This window comes from Pseudonocardia sp. ICBG1034 (assembly GCF_020131375.1).
Classification (GTDB): Bacteria; Actinomycetota; Actinomycetes; order Mycobacteriales; family Pseudonocardiaceae; genus Pseudonocardia; species Pseudonocardia alni.
In genome coordinates, this window is record NZ_JAHLEK010000021.1 from 53,489 (window position 1) to 73,705 (window position 20,217).

Sequence of the window (20,217 nt, forward strand, 5' to 3'; positions counted from 1 at the left end):
GGCGGGTCAGTACCGGCGGTTGGCCAGGACCGGGACCGCCCGGCGGGCCGCGGTCACCGCGTCGAGGTCGAGGTCCACGACCAGGGTCCCCGGCGCGGCGTCGAGCGCCGCGACGAGCGAGCCGGTCGGACCGGCGACCGCGCTGATCCCGATCCCGGTCGGGGCGTCACCGGCCACCGGACGCCCCGTCGCCTCCGGGTCCGCCTGGTCGCAGGCCGCCACGAAGGCCGTCGTGTCGAGGGCCCTCGCGCGCACCAGCAGCTCCCACTGCTCGCGCTTGCCCGGCCCCGCGCCCCAGGACGCGGGCACCACGACGACCTGCGCCCCGGCGTCACCGAGGGTCTGGAACAGGCCCGCGAACCGCAGGTCGTAGCAGGTCGCGAGGCCGACCGTCACACCGTCGACGGTGACCGTGACCGGCCGGGCCCCCGGGGCGACCGTGTCGGACTCGGCGAACCCGAACGCGTCGAACAAGTGGATCTTGTCGTAGTGCTCCTCCACACCGGGTCCGGTGGCGAGCAGGGTGTTGCGGACGCGGCCGTCGTCGGCGGGGGTGAACATCCCGGCGACGACGGTGACGCCCGCGTCGGCGGCGAGCTCGCGGACCCGGGACGCCCAGGCGCCGTCGAGGGGCTCGGCGACCGGGCCGAGCGGCACCCCGAACCGGCACTGGGTGGCCTCGGGGAACACGACCAGCCGCGCGCCCCGGGCGGCCGCATCGGCGACGCCGTCGGCGACGAGGTCGAGGTTCTCCGCCGGGTCGGTGGTGGCGGCGATCTGGACGAGGGCGATCCGCATGCGTTCTCCTGGGGTGGTTCGGTGTATACGTGTCGTATGCCGACGTCACGGGAGTCCGGTCGCGAGCGCGCGTTGCACTACCTGCGCGAGACCGTCCTGGTCGATCCGGGGGTGCAGGGCACGTTCCTCAACGAGAACGAGCTCGCCGGCCGGATCGGGGTGTCGCGCACGCCCGTCCGTGAGGCGTTGCTGCTGCTCGTGGCCGACGGCCTGGTCGAGATGCTGCCCGGTCGCGGCGCCTACGTGCCACCGCTGACCGGCCGGCAGATCTCCGAGCTGATGGAGCTGCGCGGGGTCCTGGAGCAGCACGCCGCCCGCGCGGCGATGGACGCCCACGGCGTCCCGTTCGAGGCGATGGACGCGGCCCTGGGCCGGCAGCGTGAGCTCGCCGGCGCCGGCGGGGACCCGGCGGAGTTCATCGAGCTCGACATGGTGTTCCACCAGGCACTCGTCGACGCCACCGGCAACACCCTGCTCTCGCGGACCTACGCCGGACTGCGGGTGCGCCAGCGCCGGGTCGGGGTGACCGCCCTGTTCCGGACCGCGGACCGGCGTCAGGCGGTCTGCGCCGAGCACGGCCGGATCATGGAGGCGCTGGCCGGGGACGATCCGGACGCGGCGGCGAAGGCGATCGACGAGCACCTGCAGCTGACCCTGCGCGTACTGCTCAGGGCGTGACGGACAGGTAGGCCTCGTCCTCGGCGTGGTCGGGGTCGCGCCCCAGGACCAGCCCGGCGACGGTCAGGGCGCAGGCGACGGCCAGGTAGACCGCGACCGGGACCCAGTTGCCCGTCCCGCCGGACAGCGCGGTGAACGCCAGCGGCGCGATCGCCCCGCCGACGACACCGGCGATCGTGTAGGCGAGCGAGCTGCCGGTGTAGCGCAGCCGCGGCGAGAACTGCTCGGTCACGAACGCGGCCTGGGGCCCGTACATGAACGAGTGCAGCGCGAGCCCGACGACCACGCCGAGCACGAGCAGCCCGAACGAGCCACCGGAGATCATCGGGAAGAACACGAACGGCCACACCCCGGCGATCGCGGCGGCGACGCCGTAGACCACGCGCCGGTTGACCCGGTCGGTCAGCGCGCCCGCCAGCGGGATGGCGGGGAGCTGGAGGGCCGAGCCGATGAGGATCGCGCCGAGCACCTCCGAGCGGGAGAACCCGAGCTGGCTGGTGGCGAAGGTGAGCACGAAGACGGTGAACAACGCGTAGCTGACGTCCGGGCCGATCCGGCTGAGGATCCCGGCGAGCAGCGGGCGCCGCTCCGCGGTGAACACCTCGCGCACCGGCGCGGACGGCCGGTCACCGGACTCGGCGATCGCCTTGAAGACCGGGGTGTCCTCCAGCTTCAGCCGGATCCACAGACCGAACGCGACCAGCACCGCCGAGAGCAGGAACGCCAGCCGCCAGCCCCAGTCGAGGAACTGCTGGTCGGTGAGCAGCACGGTGAGCAGCGCGAGCACGCCGTTGGAGAGCAGGTTGCCGGCGGGCGGACCGACCTGGGCGGCCGAGGCCCAGAACCCGCGCCGGCGCGGGTCGCCGAACTCGCTGGAGAGCAGCACCGCACCGCCCCACTCGCCGCCGACGCCGACGCCCTGGGCGAAGCGCAGCAGCACCAGCAGGATCGGCGCCGCGACGCCGATGGTGCCGTAGGACGGCAGCAGGCCGATCAGGAACGTCGCGACGCCGATCAGCACGAGCGTGATGACCAGGACCTGCTTGCGGCCGATGACGTCGCCGAGGCGGCCGAACACCACCCCACCGAGCGGGCGCGAGACGTAGCCGACGGCGTAGGTCGAGAACGCCAGCAGCAGACCGGTCAGCGGGTCCGAGGCCGGGAAGAACAGCACGGGGAACACCAGCGCCGCCGCCGCGGAGTAGACGGCGAAGTCGTACCACTCGAGCGAGGTGCCGGTGAGGCTCGCGACGAACGCCTTGCGCAGGTCACGGCGGTCGACCGGTGGTGACGAGGAGACGGACGGCGAGGTCATCGCGGGCTCCCGGGGTCGGAGGTGGTCGGTGGGACGGGCCTCATACTTGCTGTATACACAGTGTGTGCGCAACCCTCGTGCACATCGGTTACGCGACGTACACATCTGACGGAGGTCCCCCGTGACGCTCGAACTGGCCCTGCCCGACGGCAGCACCCGCTCGGTGGAGGTCCACCGGGTCTTCAACGCCGGGTACGCCGGACGCGCCCAGGAGGAGGTCGCCGCGCACGTCGCCGAGCTGGCCGAGCTGGGCGTGCCGGCCCCGGACACGGTGCCGGCGCTCTACCCGGTCTCGCCGTACCTGGCGTCGCAGACCGACCGGGTCCCCGCCCAGCACGGCCGGACCTCCGGCGAGGCGGAGTGGGCGCTGGTCGTCGGTGACGACGTGACCGACCCGCTGCTGACCGTCGCCTGTGACCACACCGACCGCGCCCTGGAGGTGCACGGCGTGGCGTGGAGCAAGAACGCGGGTCCCGACGTCCTGGGCCGGAAGGCCTGGCGGCTGTCGGAGGTCGCCGACCGGCTCGACGACATCACCCTGCGCGCGTGGGTCCGTCACGGCGGCACCGAGGAGCTCGTGCAGGACGCGACGCTGGCCGCCCTGCTCCCGCCCGGGTACTGGGTCGACCTGCTGCGCGAGCGCGGCTGGCTGGTGCCCGGCACCGTCCTGCTGTCGGGGACCGTCGCGATGAGGTCGGGGGTCGACCAGTTCGCCGACGCCTGGCGGGTGGAGCTGCACGACCCGGCCACCGGCGACACGATCGGCCTGGCCTACGAGGTCGACCGGCTCCCGGAGCCGATCGGCTGACCGGCCGTCCGGGGGGGGACCGGTCAGCAGGTCCGGTGGACGTGGCCGGGATCGCCTGCGGGCACCCGGCGCCGACCGTGACGCCCGCCGCGTCGGCGGGCGCGGCCGCCGCCCGTACCGGGTGGCACCATCGCTGTCATGATCCGTCGCTCCCCCGGCACCCCGTCCCGCGACCGGCGTCTCGCTCTCGGGCTCGCGGGGCTGCTCGGCACCGCCGCCGTCCTGCACGTGGTGCGCCCCGAGCCGTTCGACTCGATCGTGCCGCGCAGCCTGCCCGGGGAGCCCCGGTTCTGGACCTACGCCTCCGGGGCCGCCGAGGGCGCCGTCGCCGCGGCGATCGCGCATCCGCGGACCCGGCGCGCGGGCGGCTGGGCCGCGGCAGCGCTGTTCGCGGCGGTGTTCCCGGCGAACGTGTCGATGGCGCTGCACTGGAACCGCAAGGACCCGCTGTACCGGGTGATCGGCTGGGGACGGCTGCCGCTGCAGGTCCCGCTGGTGCTGTGGGCGGTGCGGATCGCCCGCAGCGCCCCGCGCGGCTGACCGGAGGGTGGACCGCCGGTAGACCGAAGTCGATCGTCCACCGCCCGATGCCCGCTGCACCGGACGGACCCGCCGGGGTCTGATGGCGCCGGACCCGGGACCGCCGGCGTCCACGTCGTCGCTCGGGGGGACACATGACAGCGTCGACCACGGTCCGGGACTCCGCCGCTGCACCCACGGCGGTTCCGCGGCTTGCGCGGCTGCCCGTCGGGATCGTCGCCGGGGTGGTGGCCGTCGTCCACCTCGTCATGGGGTCGCTGGGGCGCGGGTACTGGTTCGACGAGGCGCTGATGCTGGCGATCGGACGGCACCACCTCGACTGGGGGTCGGCCGACCAGCCCCCGGTCGCACCGGCGCTGGCCGGGCTCGCCGACGTCCTCGCACCCGGGGTGAACGGGGTGCTGCGGATCGCGCCGTCGCTGGCGACGGCGGGTGCGGTCGTCGTCGCCGCACTGATCGCCCGTGAGCTGGGCGGCGACCGCCGCGCCCAGGTCCTCACCGCGCTCGCCCAGGCCACCGGGCTGTGGGTGACGCTGTTCGGGCACTTCCTCACGCCGTACTCGCTGGAACCGCTGCAGTGGACGCTGCTGCTGTGGCTGCTGGTGCGCTGGACCCGCGTGCGCGACGACCGGCTGCTCCTCGCCGTCGGCCCGCTCCTCGGCCTGGCCGCGCTGACGAAGTTCCAGGTGATCCTGCTGGGCGCGGTGCTGGTCCTCGCGATCGGCCTGGCCGGGCCGCGGGCGATGCTGCGGCGGCCCGCGTTCTGGTGGGCCGCCCTGCTCGGTGCACTGATCGCGTCACCGACACTGGTGTGGCAGGCCGTGCACGGCTGGCCACAGCTGCGCATGACGTCGGTCGTCGCGCAGGAATCGGTGCTGTTCGGCGGGCCGGGCCCCAACGCGGTGGCGATGCTGCTGCTGGCCGGGCTGCTCGGCACCGTGCTCGTCGTGGTCGGGGCGGTCGCGGCGTTCACGACGCCGCGGCTGCGGCCGTTCCGCTTCGTCGCGGTGACCTTCCTCGTGCTGTGGATCGTGTTCGCGGTGACCGTGGGGCGTGCCTACTACCTGTGCGGTCTGCACGGTGCCGTCGCCGCGCTCGGGGCGGTGTGGTTCCAGGAGCGGCGCGCGACCGGGCGACGGCGGTGGTCCTGGGCGGCGTGGCCGGCCGGGGTGCTGTCGGTCGCCCTCGCCGCGGCGATGCTGTCCGCGAGCGCCGGGGCGGCCGACCCCGCCGTGCCGGAGCGGATCGTCGGCGAGGTCGCCCGCGTCCGCGACGGGCTGCCCCCGGACCAGCGGGACCGCTCCGTCGTGGTGGGCGGCTCGTACATCTTCGCCGCCTACGTCGACACCGCCGACCCCGCGCTCGGCCTGCCGCCCGGGTACAGCGGCAACCGCAGCTACGGCTACTTCGACCCGCCCCCGGACGACCACGACGTCGTGATCTTCCTCGGCAGGGACCCCGGCCTGCTGGCGCCCACCGGGGTGGTACTGCGACCGGTCACCGACCTCGGCGACGGCAACCGCATCTGGCTGGGCGAGGGCATGACGCACCCGTGGTCGCAGGTGTGGCCGCAGCTGCGGACGCTCGTCGTGGACTGAGCCCGGCCGGTCCGGGCCCGCCCGGGTAGCGTCGCGGTCGTGCCCGAGGGAGACACCGTGTACCTGGCCGGCAAGCGGCTGCACACCGCGCTGTCCGGGCACGAGCTGCTGCGCGGCGAGCTGCGCCATCCGCGCCTGGCCGAGCACGACCTGGCCGGGCTGACCGTGACCGGCGTCGTCTCCGTCGGCAAGCACCTGTTCACCCGCTTCGACGACGGCCGCAGCCTGCACAGCCACTTCCGGATGGACGGCTCCTGGCACCTGTACCGGCCCGGCATGCGGTGGCGCCGGGTCGCGCACGAGGCGCGCGCGGTGCTGGAGACCGCCGACCGGGTCGCCGTCGGGTTCGCCCTGCACGACCTGGAGCTGCTCCCCACCGACGACGAGGACACCCTCGTCGGGCATCTCGGGCCCGACCTGCTCGACCCGGGGTGGGGCCCCGGCCACGACGCCGAGGCGCTGCGCCGGATGACCGCCCGGGCCGACCACCCGCTCGGGCTGGTACTGCTCGAACAGCGGGTCATGGCCGGTCTCGGCAACCTCTACCGCAACGACATCTGCTTCCTGCTCGGGCTCACGCCCTGGGTGCCGATCCGCGACGTGCCCGACCTGCCCGGGGTCATCGACCTGTCGCGGCGGCTGCTGTCGTCGAACAAGGACCGCCCGGAGCAGACGACGACCGGCTCGCTGGCCGCCGGCGAGGCGCACTGGGTGTTCGAGCGGCCCGGACGCCCGTGCCGCCGGTGCGGGACCCGCATCCGGACCGCCGACCAGGGCGACGACCACCGGGCCCGGGTCACCTACTGGTGCCCGCGCTGCCAGACGGGACCGTCCCCGCGCCCGGTGCGCCGGGCCACCGGCCCGCGCCGCGGCGCCCCCGGGCGACCGCCACCCGGCGCCGCCCGCACCCGCTGACCCCTGCTGCGACGGGCGCCACCGGCGGCCGGGACCCGCGGAGCCGCCCGGGCCCGGACACACGTCCGCCGCGGTCCCTGGGCGGGGCCGCGGCGGACGGTGCGGAACGGGCGAGCGGCTCAGGCGGTGCCGGGCTGCTGCTGGTTCTGGGTGTTCTGCTGCTGGGCCGGCGCCGGCGAGGACGGCAGCTGCTGCTGCGGCTCCCCCTGGCCCACCTGCGGGGCCTGCTGGCCCCCGGCGATCGGCGCCCCCGACATCGACGCCCGGATCTGCTCCAGCCGCGACATGCCGGCCATGTCGGTGGTCGACTGCTGGACCTCCAGCATCCGGCCCTGCACCGAGTTCTGGGCCAGCTCCGCGGACCCGAGCGCGGTGGCGTACCGCTTCTCGATCTTGTCGCGGACCTCGTCGAGCGAGGGGGCGTTGCGCGGCGCGGACAGCTCGCTCATCTGCTGCAGCGACTTCGCGGCCTGCTCCTGCATCTTGGCCTGCTCGAGCTGGCTGAGCAGCTTGGTGCGCTCGGCGATCTTCTGCTGCAGCATCATCGAGTTCCGCTCGACGGCCTGCTTGGCCTGTGCGGCGGCACCGATCGACTGGTCGTGCAGCGTCTTGAGGTCCTCGACGCCCTGCTCCGCGGTCACCAGCTGGGTCGCGAAGGTCTGCGCCGACTGCTCGTACTGCTGGGCCTTCTGCTCGTCACCCTGGGAGCGGGCCTGGTCGGCCAGCACGAGCGCCTGCCGCGCCGACGACTGCAGCTTCTCGATCTCACCCAGCTGCCGGTTCAGCTTCATCTCCAGCTGGCGCTGGTTGCCGATCACCGCGGCCGCCTGCTGCGACAGCTGCTGGTGCTGGCGCTGGGCGTCCTCGATGGCCTGCTGGATCTGCACCTTCGGGTCGGCGTGCTCGTCGACCTTCGACGAGAACAGGGCCGACAGATAGCTGAAGAACTTGGTGAATCCGTTGGCCATCTCTGCGCGTCCTCCGCCTGCGTTCGCTCGCGACCGTGCCCGCCACCACGGCGGGCGTGCGGACCCCGGACCGACCCCGCGTTCCCCCCGTGGTCGGCACCGGACCTCCGGCCCTGTCCATCCTGGCATCGCTGCCGGTCTGTCCGCACCCTACCGCGCAGGAGCGGTCGGCCGGGGCGGGCCGTGCGATCAGGCGGCCGAGGCCACCGGCCCGCCCGAGGACGCCGGTGCGGCGACCACGGAACCCGGCCGCCCGGCGAGCCGCAGCTCGGCGTGCCGCTGCCCGATCGGGACGAGCACGTCGTCGCGACGGCCCGCGGCCGCGGCGGACGTCGCCATCTCGGCGGCGACGGTGGTCAACAGGTCCGGCACGGAGACCCCGAGCGCCTCGCAGATCGCCGCGAGCAGCTCGCTGGAGGGCTCCTTGCGCCCGCGCTCGACCTCGGAGAGGTACCCGAGGCTCACCCGCGCGGCCCGCGAGATGTCGCGCAGCGTGCGCCGGCGCGCGGTGCGCACCTCACGCAGCCCACTGCCGATCGCTTCCCGCAGCAGCATGTGCCCTCCTCGACTGCTCCCCGGACACCCGGTGATGTCTCACCGTACCGACTTCCCCGGTTCCCACGCGCCGTGACGCTGTCCGCCCACGGCGAACACCTCAACGCCGCGCGGGCCCCGGATCGTCCCCGCAGGTCAGGCGGGCGGGGGGCGGACGGCCTTGCGGACGTAGTCGGCGCCGGTCACCACGGTGAGCACCAGCGCGACGGCCATCACCGCCCACTGGAGGACGAGCACGGCGGTCGCGGCGGCGGTGCCGGGGCCCAGCAGCTCCGGCAGCGGCAGCAGGAACAGCCCGATCGCGACGGTCTGGGCGACGGTCTTGGCCTTGCCACCGCGGCTGGCCGGGATGACCCCGCGACGGCGGATCACGACGAAGCGCAGTGCGGTGATGCCGAGCTCGCGGACGACGATCACGATCGTCACCCACCAGGGCAGCACCCCGAGGATCGACAGCCCGATCAGGGCGGCGCCCATCAGGGCCTTGTCCGCGATCGGGTCGACCAGCGCACCGAACCAGGTGACCAGCCCGCGGCTGCGGGCCAGCTGGCCGTCGAGCCGGTCGGTGGCCGCCGCGATCACGAACACGGCGAACGCGACCAGCCGCCACACCACGTCCTCGCCGCCGTCGACGAACAGCGCGACGACGAACACCGGGACGAGCAGCAGCCGCAGGACGGTCAGCGCGTTCGCGATGTTCAGCAGCGGCGGATCACCGACTCCGGCGGTGCCCCCGGCCGGGTGCGAGCTCATCCGGCTGCGGAGGCCGCCGGGACGGCCGCGGCCGGCACACGCGGGTCGAGCAGTTCCAGGGCCTCCACCAGCAGGTCGACACCCTCGGTGTCCACGACGCGGCAGCGGACCAGGTCACCGGGTCGCAGCGAGTCCGGCTCCGGGCCGTCCTGCGCCGCCCCGACGACGGTGGACTCGCCGTCGGCGTCGGGGCCCTGGTGCGCGGCGCGGCCGGTGCAGTCGTCCTCGTCGCTCTCCCCGGACTCGACGAGCACGACGACCTCGGTGCCGATGCGTTCCTCGGCGCGCTGTTCCATCAGCTCGTCGACCAGCGCGGAGATCCGCGCGACGCGGGCCTGCACCTCGGCCGGGTCGACATGGCCGTCGTAGCCCTCGGCCTCGGTGCCGTCCTCGTCGGAGTAGCCGAACACACCGACGGCGTCGAGCCGGGCGCCGGTGAGGAAGGCCTCCAGCTCGGCGAGGTCCTCCTCGGTCTCGCCGGGGAACCCGACGATGACGTTGGAGCGGATCCCCGCCTCCGGGGCGAGCGCGCGGATGCGCTCGCAGAGGTCGAGGAAGTCGGTGCGCGACCCGAAGCGGCGCATCCGGCGCAGCACCCGCGCCGACGCGTGCTGGAACGACAGGTCGAAGTAGGGCGCGACGCCCGGCGTGGTCGCGATGACCCGGAGCAGGTCGGGCCGCAGCTCGGCCGGCTGCAGGTAGGCGACCCGGATCCGCTCGATCCCGTCGATCCCGGCGAGCTGCGGGAGCAGGTCGACCAGCGCGCGGGTGCCGCCGGGGAGGTCCTTGCCGTAGCTGGTGGAGTTCTCGCTGACCAGCACGATCTCGCGCACGTCCTGCCGGGCGAGCCAGGCGGCCTCGCCGAGCACGTCGGCCGGCGGGCGGGACACGAAGCTGCCGCGGAAGCTCGGGATGGCGCAGAAGGCGCAGCGGCGGTCGCAGCCCGACGCCAGCTTCAGCGACGCGACCGGTCCGCCGGACAGGCGGGTGCGCGCGATGTCGGGCACCCAGTCGTGGCCGGGGACCGAGACGTCCGCCGTCGCGGCCGGGCGCTCGACCGGGGAGATCGGCAGCAGCGTGCGGCGGTCGGTGGGGACGTGCGGGGCCGGGGCGTGCCCGCCCAGGACGTCGCCGAGGCGCTCGGCGAGCTCGGGGTAGGCGTCGAAGCCGAGTACCGCGTCCGCCTCGGGCAGGTCGGCGGCCAGCTCGGCGCCGTAGCGCTCGGCGAGACAGCCCACGGCGACGACCTTCGCCCCCGCCGGGCGGGCCACGTCCGAGGCGGCCAGCACGGTGTCGATCGAGTCCTTCTTCGCCTGCTCGACGAATCCGCAGGTGTTGACGACGATGACGTCGGGGCTGCCGTCCTCGGCGTCGACCAGCTCCCAGCCGGACCCGGCCAGGCGGCCCGCGAGTTCCTCGGAGTCGACCTCGTTGCGCGCGCAGCCCAGCGTCAGCAGGGCGGCGCGGCGGGGTGCGTTCTCGGGGGAAACCACGGGTACCAGGGTAGACGCCGGGTCCGACGGCCCCGGTCTAGGCTCTCCTGCCGTGCCCGAGCCCGTCCCCGCCCCGGTTCCCGACGTGATCGTCCGCCGTGCCCGCACCCGCGACGTCCGCCGGATCCGCGAGCTCGTCGACGAGTACGCGGGCACGGTGCTGCTGGCCAAGGAGACCGTGACCCTCTACGAGGCGGTCCCGGAGTTCCTCGTCGCCGAGGTCGACGGCGCGGTCGTCGGCTGCGGCGCCCTGCACGTGCTCTGGGAGGACCTGGGCGAGATCCGCACGGTCGCGGTGTCGCCGTCGGTGCTGGGCCGCGGGGTCGGGCACCGCATCGTCGCCGCCCTGATCGACGGCGCGCGCGAGCTCGGGCTGGAGCGGCTGTTCGTGCTCACGTTCGAGAAGCAGTTCTTCGCCCGGCACGGCTTCGCCGAGATCGACGGGACGCCGGTGTCGGCCGAGGTGTTCGCGGCGATGCTGCGCAGCTACGACGCCGGCGTCGCCGAGTTCCTCGACCTCGCCCACGTGAAGCCGAACACCCTGGGCAACGTGCGGATGCTGCTCACCCTCTGACCTCAGCCGGTGGCGGCCCTCACCGCCGCGACCACGGCCCACACCAGCGCGGCGACGATCGCGACGACCAGTGCCACCACCAGCAGCACCGGCGCCAGCGCCACGACGACGCCGATCAGCACCTTCGCCGCGGTCCCGAGCGCGGCGAACCCGCCCTTGACCGCGCCCCACACCGGGTTGTCACCGCGGGCGAGGGCCTTGCCCGCCCCGAGCGCGGCGCCGAGACCGGGCCCGCCGTCGGCCGCCATCCGCTCCAGCGAGTCGGCCAGGCGGTCGACCTGGTCGCAGGCGAGCGCGGCGAGCCGGTCGACGAGTGCGGCCAGGAGCCGCTCCCCGGCGTCGCGCAGCTGCGTCGTCGGGGCGGGCGGCGCCGGCGGGGTCGCCGTGCGCGGCTCCCGGGTCTGCCGGACCGCGGGGGCCTCCTGTGTCGCGATGCTCATCGGGTCCTCGCGGGTACGGCCATGACGATCGGTCCTCTCGGTTCCGGGTGTGTGTCGGTTTCCGCCCGCCCGGGCGGGGGAACGCTGCAGTTCGAGCCGACGAGCGGAGGGAGCGCGCCCATGCGGCCACCGGACCGGTCGACGCTGGACCTGCTGCTCCTCGGCGCGATCCACGACGCCCCCGGCGACGGGGCCGCGGTCCGCGACGCCGTGCTCGACCGCTCCGGTGGCGCGCTGGCCCTGTCGGCGGGCCCGGTGTACCGGGCGCTGCACCGGCTCGAACGGAACCGGCTGGTGCGACGCCCGGCCGGCAGCCGCGGGTACCGGCTGACCCCGGGCGGGGAGCGGGTGCTGAGGTCGCGGACCCGCGAGTTCGAGGCGCACGTGCGCGCGGTGCGCGCGGTGCTGCCCGGCGGGGGCGTCACGAGCGGTGCCGGGGCAGCAGCGGACCGAGCGGGCCGAGCTCGAGGTTCAGGTCCGCCGCGGTCAGACCGAACTCCGCGGTGAGCTCGTCCATCGCCTCCTCGAGGTGCATGAGGGCGGTACCGAGGTCCTCGACCTCGTCGTCGGTGAGGTCGCCCTGCTCGACACGGCGCAGCGCCTGGCGCTCCATGAGCTGACGCAGCAGCTCGACGATCGTCAGCACCAGCTTCATGAGGTCGCGGCGGACGGCGTCGCGGTCGATGTCGATCCGGCCGCCGGGACGCGGGTCAGGCGTCATCGGGCGGTTCCTCCCCCGCCTGCCGCCCGGCCGGGGCGATCGACACGATCAGCGCGCGCAGCGAGATGCGGATCAGGTCCACCCCGGCCAGCGAGACGGTGACGTCACCGGCCAGCACGACCCCGCCGGCGAGCAGCCGGTCCAGCAGGTCGACCAGCGCGACCTCGCGGTGGGCGAGGCCGGTCTCCCCCGTGCTCACCGCTCCTCCTCGACGAACGAGTACGGCACCCACGGCCCGGTGACCTCGACGGTGAGCCCGGCGCCGTCCGCGGCCCCCGTGACGGCGGCGCGCCAGGTGTCGCGGTCGGCGTCGTCGACCAGGTAGGCGCCGTTGAGGACCATCGGCTCGGTGCGTCCGGTCAGCGCGGGGGCGTGCAGCCGGTGCCGTCGCGTCGTCACCGCGGCCCGCGCCGCCGCCTCGTGCAGCCGTTGCGCCGCGGCGTGGGCGGCGTCGTCGTCACCCGCGACGCGGTCGAGCTCCCGGCGACGGCGGCGCAGGTACTCGGCCCCGGACGACGCCCGCCCGGCGTCACGGCCCTCCGGCCGCGGCGTGGCGTAGGCCTTCACGCCCCACTCGGTGCGGCCCCGGAGCCGGTCCAGGACCTCGGCGAACGCGGTGTGCCGTTCGGTCAGCACGGCGCGGACCCGGTCGTCGTCGCGGTAGACCGTCGCGAGGGCGAGCGGCGCGACGACGGTGCGCGCACCGAGCGCGTCGACGACGGCGTGGTGCTCCCGCGCGGTGGTCGCCAGCCAGGTCAGGTCCTCCAGCCGAGCGGTCAGGGCGCTCTCGCCGAAGTCGGACTCGGGGACGGTGCCGGTGGCGGCCCAGAGCGCGTCGCCGCCGGTCACCGTGTGCACCGGGCGGCCGCCGATGCCCGTGAGCCCGGCCAGGTCGGGCGGGGCCGCGTCGCCCACGGCGTAGACGTAGGTCAGGTCCACGGCTCAGTCCTCCCCGCGTGCCGGGCGACGGGTGGTGGTCGTGCGGCGCCGCCGGGTGGCGGCGGGGCGGGTGCGACGCGGTGGGGCCTCGGGTCCGTCTTCGTCCCGTTCCGCGCCGGCCCGGTCCCCGTGACCGGCCGCGTCGTCGGCGGCGGTCCCGTCGGTCTCGTCGTCGGTCCCGGCGTCGGCGACGGCCCGGTCGATCGACCTCTCGACGGCGGCGTCGTCGGCCCGGGCCGACGCCCCGTCGGGACCGTCGTGGGTGTCGTCGGACGGCGTGGACCGCTCGTCGGCGGGGAGCAGGCGTTCGAGGCGCTCCACCCGGTCACGCAGCCGTGCGTTCTCCTCCTCCAGCTCGTCGCGGCCGCCCGACAGCGTCGGGTCGCGCTCCCACCAGTCGATGCCCATCTCCTTGGCGCGGTCCACCGAGGCCACGACCAGCCGGATCTTGATGGTCAGCAGCTCGATGTCGAGCAGGTTCACCTGGATGTCGCCGGCGATGACGATGCCCTTGTCCAGGACGCGCTCGAGGATGTCGGCCAGGTCGGTGCCCGACTGCCGGGGTGGTCGCTCGGTGCGGCGCTGCGGCGCACCGGGGCTGCTCCAGCGGACGGCGTCGCTCATGGTCCTCCCTCAGTCGTCGTCGCCGCGGCCGCGCGGGTAGCGCCGGACCCGCTGGTACGACATCAGCTCGGCCTCGTCGTCGAGCTCGGCCTCGTAGACGGCGAGGACGTCGGAGGAGTCGGGGATGCGCTCGGTCTCGACGACCTCGACACCGACCAGCCAGCTGTCGTCCTGCTTGCGGACGAACGTGACCCCCTCCGGTGCGCGGCCGGTCATCTCCACGATCTGCTCGACGGCGGCGCGGGCGGCCGCGCGGGCGCCGATGCGGCGCCGGGGTGGGTCGGGTCGCTCCTCCGGCTCCTCGTCCTCCGGCTCCTCGTCCTCCGGCTCCTCGTCCTCCGGCTCCTCGTCCTCTGTCACCTCGTCGTCCGGTCCCTCGTCCTCGGGGGAGTCGTCCTCGTCGGAGCCGTCGTCCTCGTCGTCGGCACCGAACTCGTCCACGATCGGCTCGGGCTCCCCCGCCTCCTCGGACTCGGGATCGGGCCCGTCGGCGGAGTCGTCGGCGGAGTCGAGGTCGGTCTCCCGGTCGTCCCCGGTGTCGGCCTCGTCCCCGGGCCGGACCTCGTCCCCGGTCCCGTCGCCGGCCCCGGTGTCGTCCAGGGCCTCCTCGTCCTGGTCGCCCACCGGCTCCCGGCCCGGCTCGTCGCGGCCGGCGCGTCCCCGCCGCGGGCCTCCGCCCGCCGGGCGACGCCGCCGCTGCGGGGGCTGCTCCTCCGTGTCGTCACGGCGACGTCGTGGCGTCGCCGAGGCCCGGTCGTCGTCGCGGGGCCGGGTCCGGCGCGCGGGCCGCTCCCGGGTCGCACCGTCGTCGCCGGACCGGCGACGACGGGCGGGCTCGTCCCCGGCGGAGCGACGACGCACCGGCCGCTCGCCGGTGTCGCGACGCCGCTCGGACCCGCCGTCCCGTGCACCGCGTCCGTCCCGCTCCGACGACCGACGGCGCGGCGGGGCGTCGTCGTCCCCGGAACGACGACGCGGCGGGGCGTCGTCCTCCCCGGACCGACGGCGTCGCGGAGCGTCCCGGGACCGGCGGCGCGGCGCGGCGTCGTCGTCCGCCGACCGGCGGCGGGGCGGGTCCTCCCCGTCCCGCGCCCGACGCGGCGGAGCCTCCCCCGCCCGTCGCCGCGCCGGAGCCTCCGATCCGTCCCGCCGACGGGCCGGCTCTCCCGACCCGCGACGACGCGGTCGCTCGTCGGACGGCCGGTCCTCCGGCTCAGCCACGGCCGTCCCCCGGTCGCCCCGTCAGCCGGGCCAGCAGGACCTCCTGACGCGCGTCGCGGTCGGCCTCGGAGATCTCCCCCTGCTCGTAGGCCCGTTCGACCTCGTCGATCTGCCGGCGCACCGCGACCGGGTCGTAGAGCCGGGCGTGGGCCTGATCCTGCAGCTGCTCCCCCACCCAGACGACGCCGCGCAGCGGTGCGAGCGGCAGCCCGAGCAGGCCGCGCAAGAGCCCCATCAGCCCTCGGCCTCCGGTGGTTCGGGCAGGAAGTCGTACGGTGCGACCGGGCCGATCAGGCGCAGCCGCACCCGCTCGTCCCACTCGTCGCCGAGCGCGTCGACGGCCTGCTCGAAGTCGCCGACCCGGTCGCGGTGCACCAGCAGCGCCAGCTCGACGGCGCCGTCCTCGGCGGCGGGTTCCTTCACCGACGTCGCGACGGCGAACGGGCCCAGCCGCTCCACGGCGAGGTCCGCGTCGTCGGACCGGATGCGCTCGACGTGGCCCGCGATCGCCTCACCGAGCCGGATACGCTCGTAGTACGTGGCGTCCGGGTCCTTGCCGCGCACGGCCTCACCGAGCTGCTGGATCTCCGGGTCGGCCTCGACGATGCCCGCCACCAGGCGGTCGGAGTCGTAGCGGCCGGTCAGCACGAACTGCCGGCAGCCGTCGAGCTGCTCCAGCGCCCAGGCGAAGTACTCCTGGTGCGCGGCGAGGAGCTCGTCGACGACGGCGCGGTCGTCGTCGACGACGCCGCCGAACCGCATCGGCAGCACGGTCGTGCTCCCGGCCAGGGTGTTCACGGTGCGCTCGTGGGCCAGGAGGTCCTCGCGGCTGCCCAGCGGGGCGTCGCGCGGGACGTCGCTGACGACTGCGGCGAGCCGCCCGTGGTCGATCACCGCCACCTCCTCACCGCCGCCGACGGGGGTCAGCCCCTCGGGCAGGTCGATGTCGGCGGCGACGACGGCGTAGACGTAGGTCGCGCTGCTCACCCGCTCTTCTCCTTCCGCGAGCGACGCTCACCCCGGAGGTCGTCGAACTTCTCCTTGCCCGCCTCGATCACTCCTTTGGTGGCCCCTTTCGAGACCCCTTTCGAGCCGCCCTCCGAGATGCCGCTGACGACCTCGCCGAGGTCCTTGCCGCCCTTCTGGTGCAGGTCGAGGCGGTTGGTGGCCTCCGCGAACCGCAGGTAGGTGTCCACACTGGCGACGACGATGCGGGCGTCGATCGTGACGAGCTCGATACCGACCAGCGACACCTTCACGAAGATGTCGATGACGAGCCCCTTGTCCAGGATCAGGTCGATGACCTGGGCGAGGTCGCCCTGCGGGGCCCGGTCGACCCGGCCGCCGCCCCCCTGCCGATGGCTGACGGTCACGGTGTCCGTCCCTCCGTTCGCGGGTGCCGGGCCGGGTCAGGCACGGGAGCCCGCCGTGCGACGGCGACGGCTCCCGGCCCGTCGGCCGCCGTCCTCCTCCGGCTCGGGCTCCTCGGCCTCGGCCTCCTCCGGCTCGGCGTCGTCGTACTCGGCGTCGTCGTACTCGGCGTCCTCGTACTCCGGGTCGGGCTCGTCGGCCGGTTCCTCGTCCACGGCCTCGTCGTCGGCGACGTCGTCCTCGTCGAGGTCCTCCTCCGCGTAGTCGTCGTCCTCGACCGCTTCCTCCTCGGCGAGGTCGTCGTCGGCGAGGTCGTCCTCGTCGAGGTCGTCGTCGTACTCGGCGTCCTCGTAGTCGTCGTCGTACCCGGCGTCGTCGTCGTACCCGGCGTCGTCGTACTCGGCCTCGCGCTCCTCCTCGAGCCCCTCCTCGTGGGTCTTGACGACCTCGCTGTCGCGGATCTCCCCGCGCCAGCCCTCCAGCTCCTCGCGATTGAGCAGGGTCTCGACCATCACGTGCCGGCCGTAGTGCTTGAACTCCAGCCGGGCCCGGCGGCCGACGGCGCGCCAGATGTTGCCGGTCTTCTCGAACAGGCCGACCGGGTAGTACTCGAGGATCAGCACGACGCGGGTCAGGTTCGGCGCGAGTTCGTGGAACGACACGCACCCGTTGGCATAACCCTTGGCACCCTGCGAACGCCAGATGATGTGGGTGTCCGGAATCTGCTCGATGATCGTCGCGCTCCAGGTGCGCTTCGACCAGAACACCTGGGCCTTCCAGTTCGTCTTCTCGTCGGACTCCTGGTCGACCGACTGCACCTTCTTCATGAAGGTCGAGAAGTCCGCGAACTGCGTCCACTGGTCGTAGGCGACCCGCACCGGGACACCGACGTCGAGGTGCTCGACGATGTTCATGAACTTGAACTTGCCGCGGCCCCCGCCGGAACCACCGCCGCCGGAGCCGCCCTCGGAGTCCTCGGAGTCGTCGTCGCCGAGCCCGACGGCCCCCATCACCTTGTCCTTGACGGCCGAGAACCCGCCCTTCACCGCGTTCGTCACCGGATTGCCCCCCTCCTCCGAGCCACCCCCGCCGAGGGCCGCGCCCAGACCCGTCCCGCCGTTCTCGGCGACGCCCGTCAGCCGCTCGGTGAGTCCCTCCACCTGGTTCATCGCGGCGCCGACCGCACGGTCGGCGGCCGCCTTCAACAGCAGCTGCCCGGCCTGTTTCAGGCGGTCGGTGGGCAGCTGGTCCAGCACCGAGGTGCTGCCGTCCCGCTCCTCAGCCATCGGCCCGCGCCTCCGACTTCTTCGTCGCACGCCCGCCCGAGCGCGGCGCCCGGCCGTTGCGCGAGCCGCCCTTGCCCGACGACCCCGAGGACGACGAGGACGACGACTCGGAGCTGCGGCCCGAGGAGGACCGCGCGGTCCGCCGGGCCGGGGCCGCGCGGCCCTCGGAGTCGGAGTCGGCACCGTCCGACGACCGGCTCGACGATCCCGCACGTCCCGACGACGATCCCGAGCCCGACGGCCGTCCGGTCCGCCGGCGCGGGGGGTCCTCGGAGTCGGCGTCGGCCGACCGCGGACGGCGCGCCTTCGACGTCGTGCCCGCGACCGCCCGCCCCGTTCCCCGCGTCGCCGACCCGGCCGCGCGGGTGGCGCCCTTCGCGGCCCGGCCGACCACCGGAGCCTCCCCGGCGGCGTCGCCGACGGCGTCGGTCGTGTCCCCGACGGCGTCGGTCGCGCCCTCCGCGGTGTCCCCGGCGGCACCGGCCGCAGCACCGGCGCCCTCGACGGCCGCACCGGCCGTGTCACCGGCCTTCTCCACACCCGCCCCGGCGGCGTCACCGGCGGCGCCGGCGACCTGCTCGACCGGCTTGCCGAGATTCTCGACCCGCTCGACGAGCGAGTTGGTCAGCGCCTCGAGCCGGTTGCCGGCCGCGGACACCGCGGCCTGTTTGCCCGCCTCGAACAACCGGCCGCGCACGGCGTCGGACAGCCGGGTCAGCTCCGGCGACCCCGCCACCACCTTCGACGCCTGCGACACGACTCCGGCAGGCGTCAGATTCAGCTTCCGCCCGGCGAGCGCACCCCCGAGCATGATCGCCAGCTTGGCCTTTTTCGTTCTTCCCAGCACATAGCCGCCGACGACGGCCATTCCGATCTTGGAGGCGTTACTCATGACCCCGTCCCTCTCCATTGAGCGATTACCGGACAGCACTCCGGAACGCCCCGCGTTCCCCACTCCGAATCGGAACCATGACACACCACGAACCGATCTGCCTCCCCCGACGAATACGGACCGGGAGATCTCGCAATTCCGATCTTGCCGGCCCGGTGTCCATTCGATCACCAGGGTGATCGAATGGACGTGGGATCGATTAAGGAAATGTTTCGTCCGAACGGAGCGATTGGGCGACGACCGCCCTAAGATCCATTCTGTGAAGGGCCCTGTCCGCTACGGCGGACGGCCGCGTGCGACAGCCGCTCACTTTCCGGCCCCGCGGCCGTTCTCAGGATCGCCGGGCACCCCCGGTGGACCCCCGTCGACCGTTCGACGAACGACCACGGAACACCTGGCGGCACGGGCGCGTCCGGGCGTCGCCGACGATCGTCCGTTCCGGACTCCCGGCCTCCCCGTCCCGGCGGCGCTACCCTGGCCCGTATGTCCGACGGGGCCCGGCGCTGGCGTCCCTCCGCCCGCCTGCGCCCGCTCGTGTCCGGGATCTGGTGCTGGTCCTCCCCCGCGGGCCCGGCGGGGACGCACCAGGGCGTGTCGAGTGCCCACCTGACCGTCGTGCTCTGCCTGGACGGTGCGGTCGACCTGCTCGCCGCCCCGGATCCGCGACGCGGCCCGGGCCGGTTCACCGCCTCGGCGGCCGGCCTGCACGCCGCACCCGCGGTGCTCGCGACCGGCCCCCGGCAGGCCGGGATGCAGCTGGAGATGACCTGGCGCGGCGCCCGCACGCTGCTCGGACTGCCCGCCGGCGAGCTGGCCGGCGACGTCGTCGACCTCGCACTGCTCCTCCCCGGCCTGGACACCCTGCTGGACCGGCTGCGCGCCGAGCCGGGGTGGGCCGGACGCTGCGCGCTGCTCGACGCCGCACTGTGCGCCGTCGCCGACGCCCGGGACCGTCCGGGCGACGCGCCGCCGGAGGTGGTGCGCGCCTGGGAGCTGCTGGCCCGCAGCGGCGGGACCGCGCGCGTCGCGGACGTCGCGGGGGAGGTCGGCTGGTCGCAGCGCCACCTCGGTGAGCGGCTGCGACGCGAAACCGGGCTCGCGACGAAGGCCGCGGCACGGGTCATCCGGTTCGAGCGGACGTGCACGCTGCTGCGCCGCCCGTCGGCTCCCCCGCTCGCCGAGCTGGCCGCGATCTGCGGCTACGCCGACCAGCAGCACCTGGCCCGCGACTTCCGCGACCTGGCGGGGACCACCGCGCTGACCTGGCGGGCCGAGCGGGTCCGGCCGGCGGCTCCGATTCGTCCACGACCGCGGCGCCCGTCCCCGGCACCCTCGCGCCCATGAGCGACCTGCCCGGCCTCTGGCCCAGCCTGTCCAGCCCCGACCCGCGCGCCCTGGTCACGTTCCTGACCTCGGCACTGGACTTCACCGAGCGCGCCGTCCACACCGGCGACGACGGCACGATCGTCCACGCCGAGCTGGTGCGCACGGGGTCCACCGGTGCCCCCGGCGGCGTGATGCTCGGCCCCGCCCACGACGGGTGCCGCCCACCCGGCGGCGCGGCCGTCCACCTCGTCTGCGACGACCCGGACGCCCTGTTCGCCCGCGCCGTCGCGGCCGGTGCCACCGTCGTGCACGCGCCCTTCGACGCCGACTACGGCAGCCGCCTGTTCGAGGTCGCCGACCCGGACGGCAACCACTGGAGCGGGGGCACCTGGTACGAGTAGC

The 20,217-nt window shown here is 74.7% G+C and carries 26 protein-coding genes; 9 read left to right on the plus strand and 17 right to left on the minus strand.

All coding sequences use genetic code 11. From position 1 onward, the window contains the following. Window positions 1-6 precede the first annotated feature (6 nt). Window positions 7-798 (minus strand): carbon-nitrogen hydrolase family protein, encoded by a 792-nt coding sequence (locus KPF22_RS21785; RefSeq protein WP_224403150.1) that lies wholly within the window; start codon window positions 796-798, stop codon window positions 7-9. A gap of 36 nt (window positions 799-834) precedes the next feature. Between KPF22_RS21785 and KPF22_RS21790 the strand changes: the two genes are divergently transcribed. After that, the gene (locus KPF22_RS21790) at window positions 835-1,476 is read left to right on the plus strand and encodes a GntR family transcriptional regulator (RefSeq protein WP_224403151.1); all 642 of its coding nucleotides are present in this window, start codon (window positions 835-837) and stop codon (window positions 1,474-1,476) included. On the opposite strand, the gene KPF22_RS21795 is transcribed toward KPF22_RS21790, so the two are convergent. Beyond that, complete coding sequence (locus tag KPF22_RS21795; protein WP_224403152.1) at window positions 1,466-2,791, minus strand: MFS transporter; 1,326 nt, start codon at window positions 2,789-2,791, stop codon at window positions 1,466-1,468. The genes KPF22_RS21790 and KPF22_RS21795 overlap by 11 nt on opposite strands. 121 nt (window positions 2,792-2,912) lie before the next feature. Here KPF22_RS21795 and KPF22_RS21800 point away from each other — a divergent pair, with 121 nt between their 5' ends. The 4 genes from KPF22_RS21800 to KPF22_RS21815 all read left to right on the plus strand — a co-directional run bounded on the left by KPF22_RS21800 (window position 2,913) and on the right by KPF22_RS21815 (window position 6,652). Continuing rightward, window positions 2,913-3,599, plus strand: coding sequence for a DUF2848 domain-containing protein (locus tag KPF22_RS21800; RefSeq protein WP_208819447.1), 687 nt, complete (start codon window positions 2,913-2,915; stop codon window positions 3,597-3,599). Between the two features lie 138 nt (window positions 3,600-3,737). Further along, a complete protein-coding gene (locus tag KPF22_RS21805; RefSeq protein ID WP_208819449.1) occupies window positions 3,738-4,139 on the plus strand; it encodes a MauE/DoxX family redox-associated membrane protein in 402 nt (133 codons plus the stop codon). Window positions 4,140-4,273: 134 nt separating this feature from the next. Further along, window positions 4,274-5,737 carry a glycosyltransferase family 39 protein gene (locus KPF22_RS21810; protein ID WP_224403153.1) on the plus strand — a complete coding sequence of 488 codons (1,464 nt, stop codon included), beginning with the start codon at window positions 4,274-4,276 and terminating at the stop codon, window positions 5,735-5,737. A 39-nt stretch (window positions 5,738-5,776) separates the two neighbouring features. Continuing rightward, window positions 5,777-6,652, plus strand: a complete 876-nt coding sequence (locus KPF22_RS21815; RefSeq protein WP_208819454.1) for a DNA-formamidopyrimidine glycosylase family protein — start codon at window positions 5,777-5,779, stop codon at window positions 6,650-6,652. Window positions 6,653-6,771: 119 nt separating this feature from the next. Here KPF22_RS21815 and KPF22_RS21820 read toward each other — a convergent pair whose 3' ends face one another. From KPF22_RS21820 to rimO, 4 genes are all read right to left on the minus strand, one after another. Beyond that, entirely contained in the window at window positions 6,772-7,620 is an 849-nt protein-coding gene (locus KPF22_RS21820) for a PspA/IM30 family protein (protein ID WP_208819455.1), read from the minus strand. 189 nt (window positions 7,621-7,809) lie between these two features. Continuing rightward, window positions 7,810-8,175, minus strand: coding sequence for a helix-turn-helix domain-containing protein (locus tag KPF22_RS21825; protein ID WP_208819457.1), 366 nt, complete (start codon window positions 8,173-8,175; stop codon window positions 7,810-7,812). Window positions 8,176-8,310: 135 nt separating this feature from the next. Beyond that, the gene (gene pgsA / locus KPF22_RS21830; protein WP_208819459.1) at window positions 8,311-8,928 is read right to left on the minus strand and encodes a CDP-diacylglycerol--glycerol-3-phosphate 3-phosphatidyltransferase; all 618 of its coding nucleotides are present in this window, start codon (window positions 8,926-8,928) and stop codon (window positions 8,311-8,313) included. Then, entirely contained in the window at window positions 8,925-10,421 is a 1,497-nt protein-coding gene (gene rimO / locus KPF22_RS21835; RefSeq protein WP_208819461.1) for a 30S ribosomal protein S12 methylthiotransferase RimO, read from the minus strand. The genes pgsA and rimO overlap by 4 nt, the downstream gene beginning before the upstream one ends. 52 nt (window positions 10,422-10,473) lie before the next feature. Between rimO and KPF22_RS21840 the strand changes: the two genes are divergently transcribed. Further along, window positions 10,474-10,995: an amino-acid N-acetyltransferase gene (locus KPF22_RS21840; protein ID WP_208819463.1), complete on the plus strand. Its 522-nt coding sequence runs from the start codon at window positions 10,474-10,476 to the stop codon at window positions 10,993-10,995. Between the two features lie 2 nt (window positions 10,996-10,997). Here KPF22_RS21840 and KPF22_RS21845 read toward each other — a convergent pair whose 3' ends face one another. Further along, a complete protein-coding gene (locus KPF22_RS21845) occupies window positions 10,998-11,435 on the minus strand; it encodes a hypothetical protein (RefSeq protein ID WP_224403154.1) in 438 nt (145 codons plus the stop codon). 120 nt (window positions 11,436-11,555) lie between these two features. Between KPF22_RS21845 and KPF22_RS21850 the strand changes: the two genes are divergently transcribed. Next, a complete protein-coding gene (locus KPF22_RS21850) occupies window positions 11,556-11,942 on the plus strand; it encodes a PadR family transcriptional regulator (RefSeq protein WP_224403155.1) in 387 nt (128 codons plus the stop codon). On the opposite strand, the gene KPF22_RS21855 is transcribed toward KPF22_RS21850, so the two are convergent. From KPF22_RS21855 to KPF22_RS21900, 10 genes are all read right to left on the minus strand, one after another. Next, window positions 11,857-12,156, minus strand: a complete 300-nt coding sequence (locus KPF22_RS21855) for a gas vesicle protein K (RefSeq protein ID WP_062401193.1) — start codon at window positions 12,154-12,156, stop codon at window positions 11,857-11,859. The genes KPF22_RS21850 and KPF22_RS21855 overlap by 86 nt on opposite strands. Beyond that, entirely contained in the window at window positions 12,146-12,355 is a 210-nt protein-coding gene (locus tag KPF22_RS21860) for a gas vesicle protein (RefSeq protein WP_062401191.1), read from the minus strand. Before KPF22_RS21860 ends, KPF22_RS21855 begins: the two co-directional genes overlap by 11 nt. Beyond that, complete coding sequence (locus tag KPF22_RS21865; RefSeq protein WP_208819469.1) at window positions 12,352-13,095, minus strand: GvpL/GvpF family gas vesicle protein; 744 nt, start codon at window positions 13,093-13,095, stop codon at window positions 12,352-12,354. Before KPF22_RS21865 ends, KPF22_RS21860 begins: the two co-directional genes overlap by 4 nt. A 3-nt stretch (window positions 13,096-13,098) precedes the next feature. After that, a complete protein-coding gene (locus KPF22_RS33725; RefSeq protein ID WP_374107517.1) occupies window positions 13,099-13,719 on the minus strand; it encodes a gas vesicle protein in 621 nt (206 codons plus the stop codon). Between the two features lie 9 nt (window positions 13,720-13,728). Further along, complete coding sequence (gene gvpO, locus KPF22_RS21875; protein ID WP_224403156.1) at window positions 13,729-14,580, minus strand: gas vesicle protein GvpO; 852 nt, start codon at window positions 14,578-14,580, stop codon at window positions 13,729-13,731. Between the two features lie 352 nt (window positions 14,581-14,932). Beyond that, window positions 14,933-15,175, minus strand: coding sequence for a gas vesicle protein GvpG (locus KPF22_RS21880; RefSeq protein WP_073578106.1), 243 nt, complete (start codon window positions 15,173-15,175; stop codon window positions 14,933-14,935). Then, the gene (locus KPF22_RS21885; protein WP_208819470.1) at window positions 15,175-15,927 is read right to left on the minus strand and encodes a GvpL/GvpF family gas vesicle protein; all 753 of its coding nucleotides are present in this window, start codon (window positions 15,925-15,927) and stop codon (window positions 15,175-15,177) included. The genes KPF22_RS21880 and KPF22_RS21885 overlap by 1 nt, the downstream gene beginning before the upstream one ends. Continuing rightward, window positions 15,924-16,313 carry a gas vesicle protein GvpJ gene (gene gvpJ, locus KPF22_RS21890; protein WP_062401185.1) on the minus strand — a complete coding sequence of 130 codons (390 nt, stop codon included), beginning with the start codon at window positions 16,311-16,313 and terminating at the stop codon, window positions 15,924-15,926. The genes KPF22_RS21885 and gvpJ overlap by 4 nt, the downstream gene beginning before the upstream one ends. Before the next feature lie 36 nt (window positions 16,314-16,349). Next, window positions 16,350-17,597 carry an SRPBCC family protein gene (locus KPF22_RS21895; protein ID WP_224403157.1) on the minus strand — a complete coding sequence of 416 codons (1,248 nt, stop codon included), beginning with the start codon at window positions 17,595-17,597 and terminating at the stop codon, window positions 16,350-16,352. Then, window positions 17,590-18,489: a hypothetical protein gene (locus KPF22_RS21900; RefSeq protein ID WP_224403158.1), complete on the minus strand. Its 900-nt coding sequence runs from the start codon at window positions 18,487-18,489 to the stop codon at window positions 17,590-17,592. Before KPF22_RS21900 ends, KPF22_RS21895 begins: the two co-directional genes overlap by 8 nt. Window positions 18,490-18,972: 483 nt before the next feature. On the opposite strand from KPF22_RS21900, the gene KPF22_RS21905 reads away from it, so the two are divergent. Beyond that, window positions 18,973-19,833, plus strand: a complete 861-nt coding sequence (locus KPF22_RS21905) for an AraC family transcriptional regulator (RefSeq protein WP_224403159.1) — start codon at window positions 18,973-18,975, stop codon at window positions 19,831-19,833. Next, window positions 19,830-20,216, plus strand: a complete 387-nt coding sequence (locus tag KPF22_RS21910) for a VOC family protein (RefSeq protein WP_178376783.1) — start codon at window positions 19,830-19,832, stop codon at window positions 20,214-20,216. Before KPF22_RS21905 ends, KPF22_RS21910 begins: the two co-directional genes overlap by 4 nt. Window position 20,217: the final 1 nt, after the last annotated feature.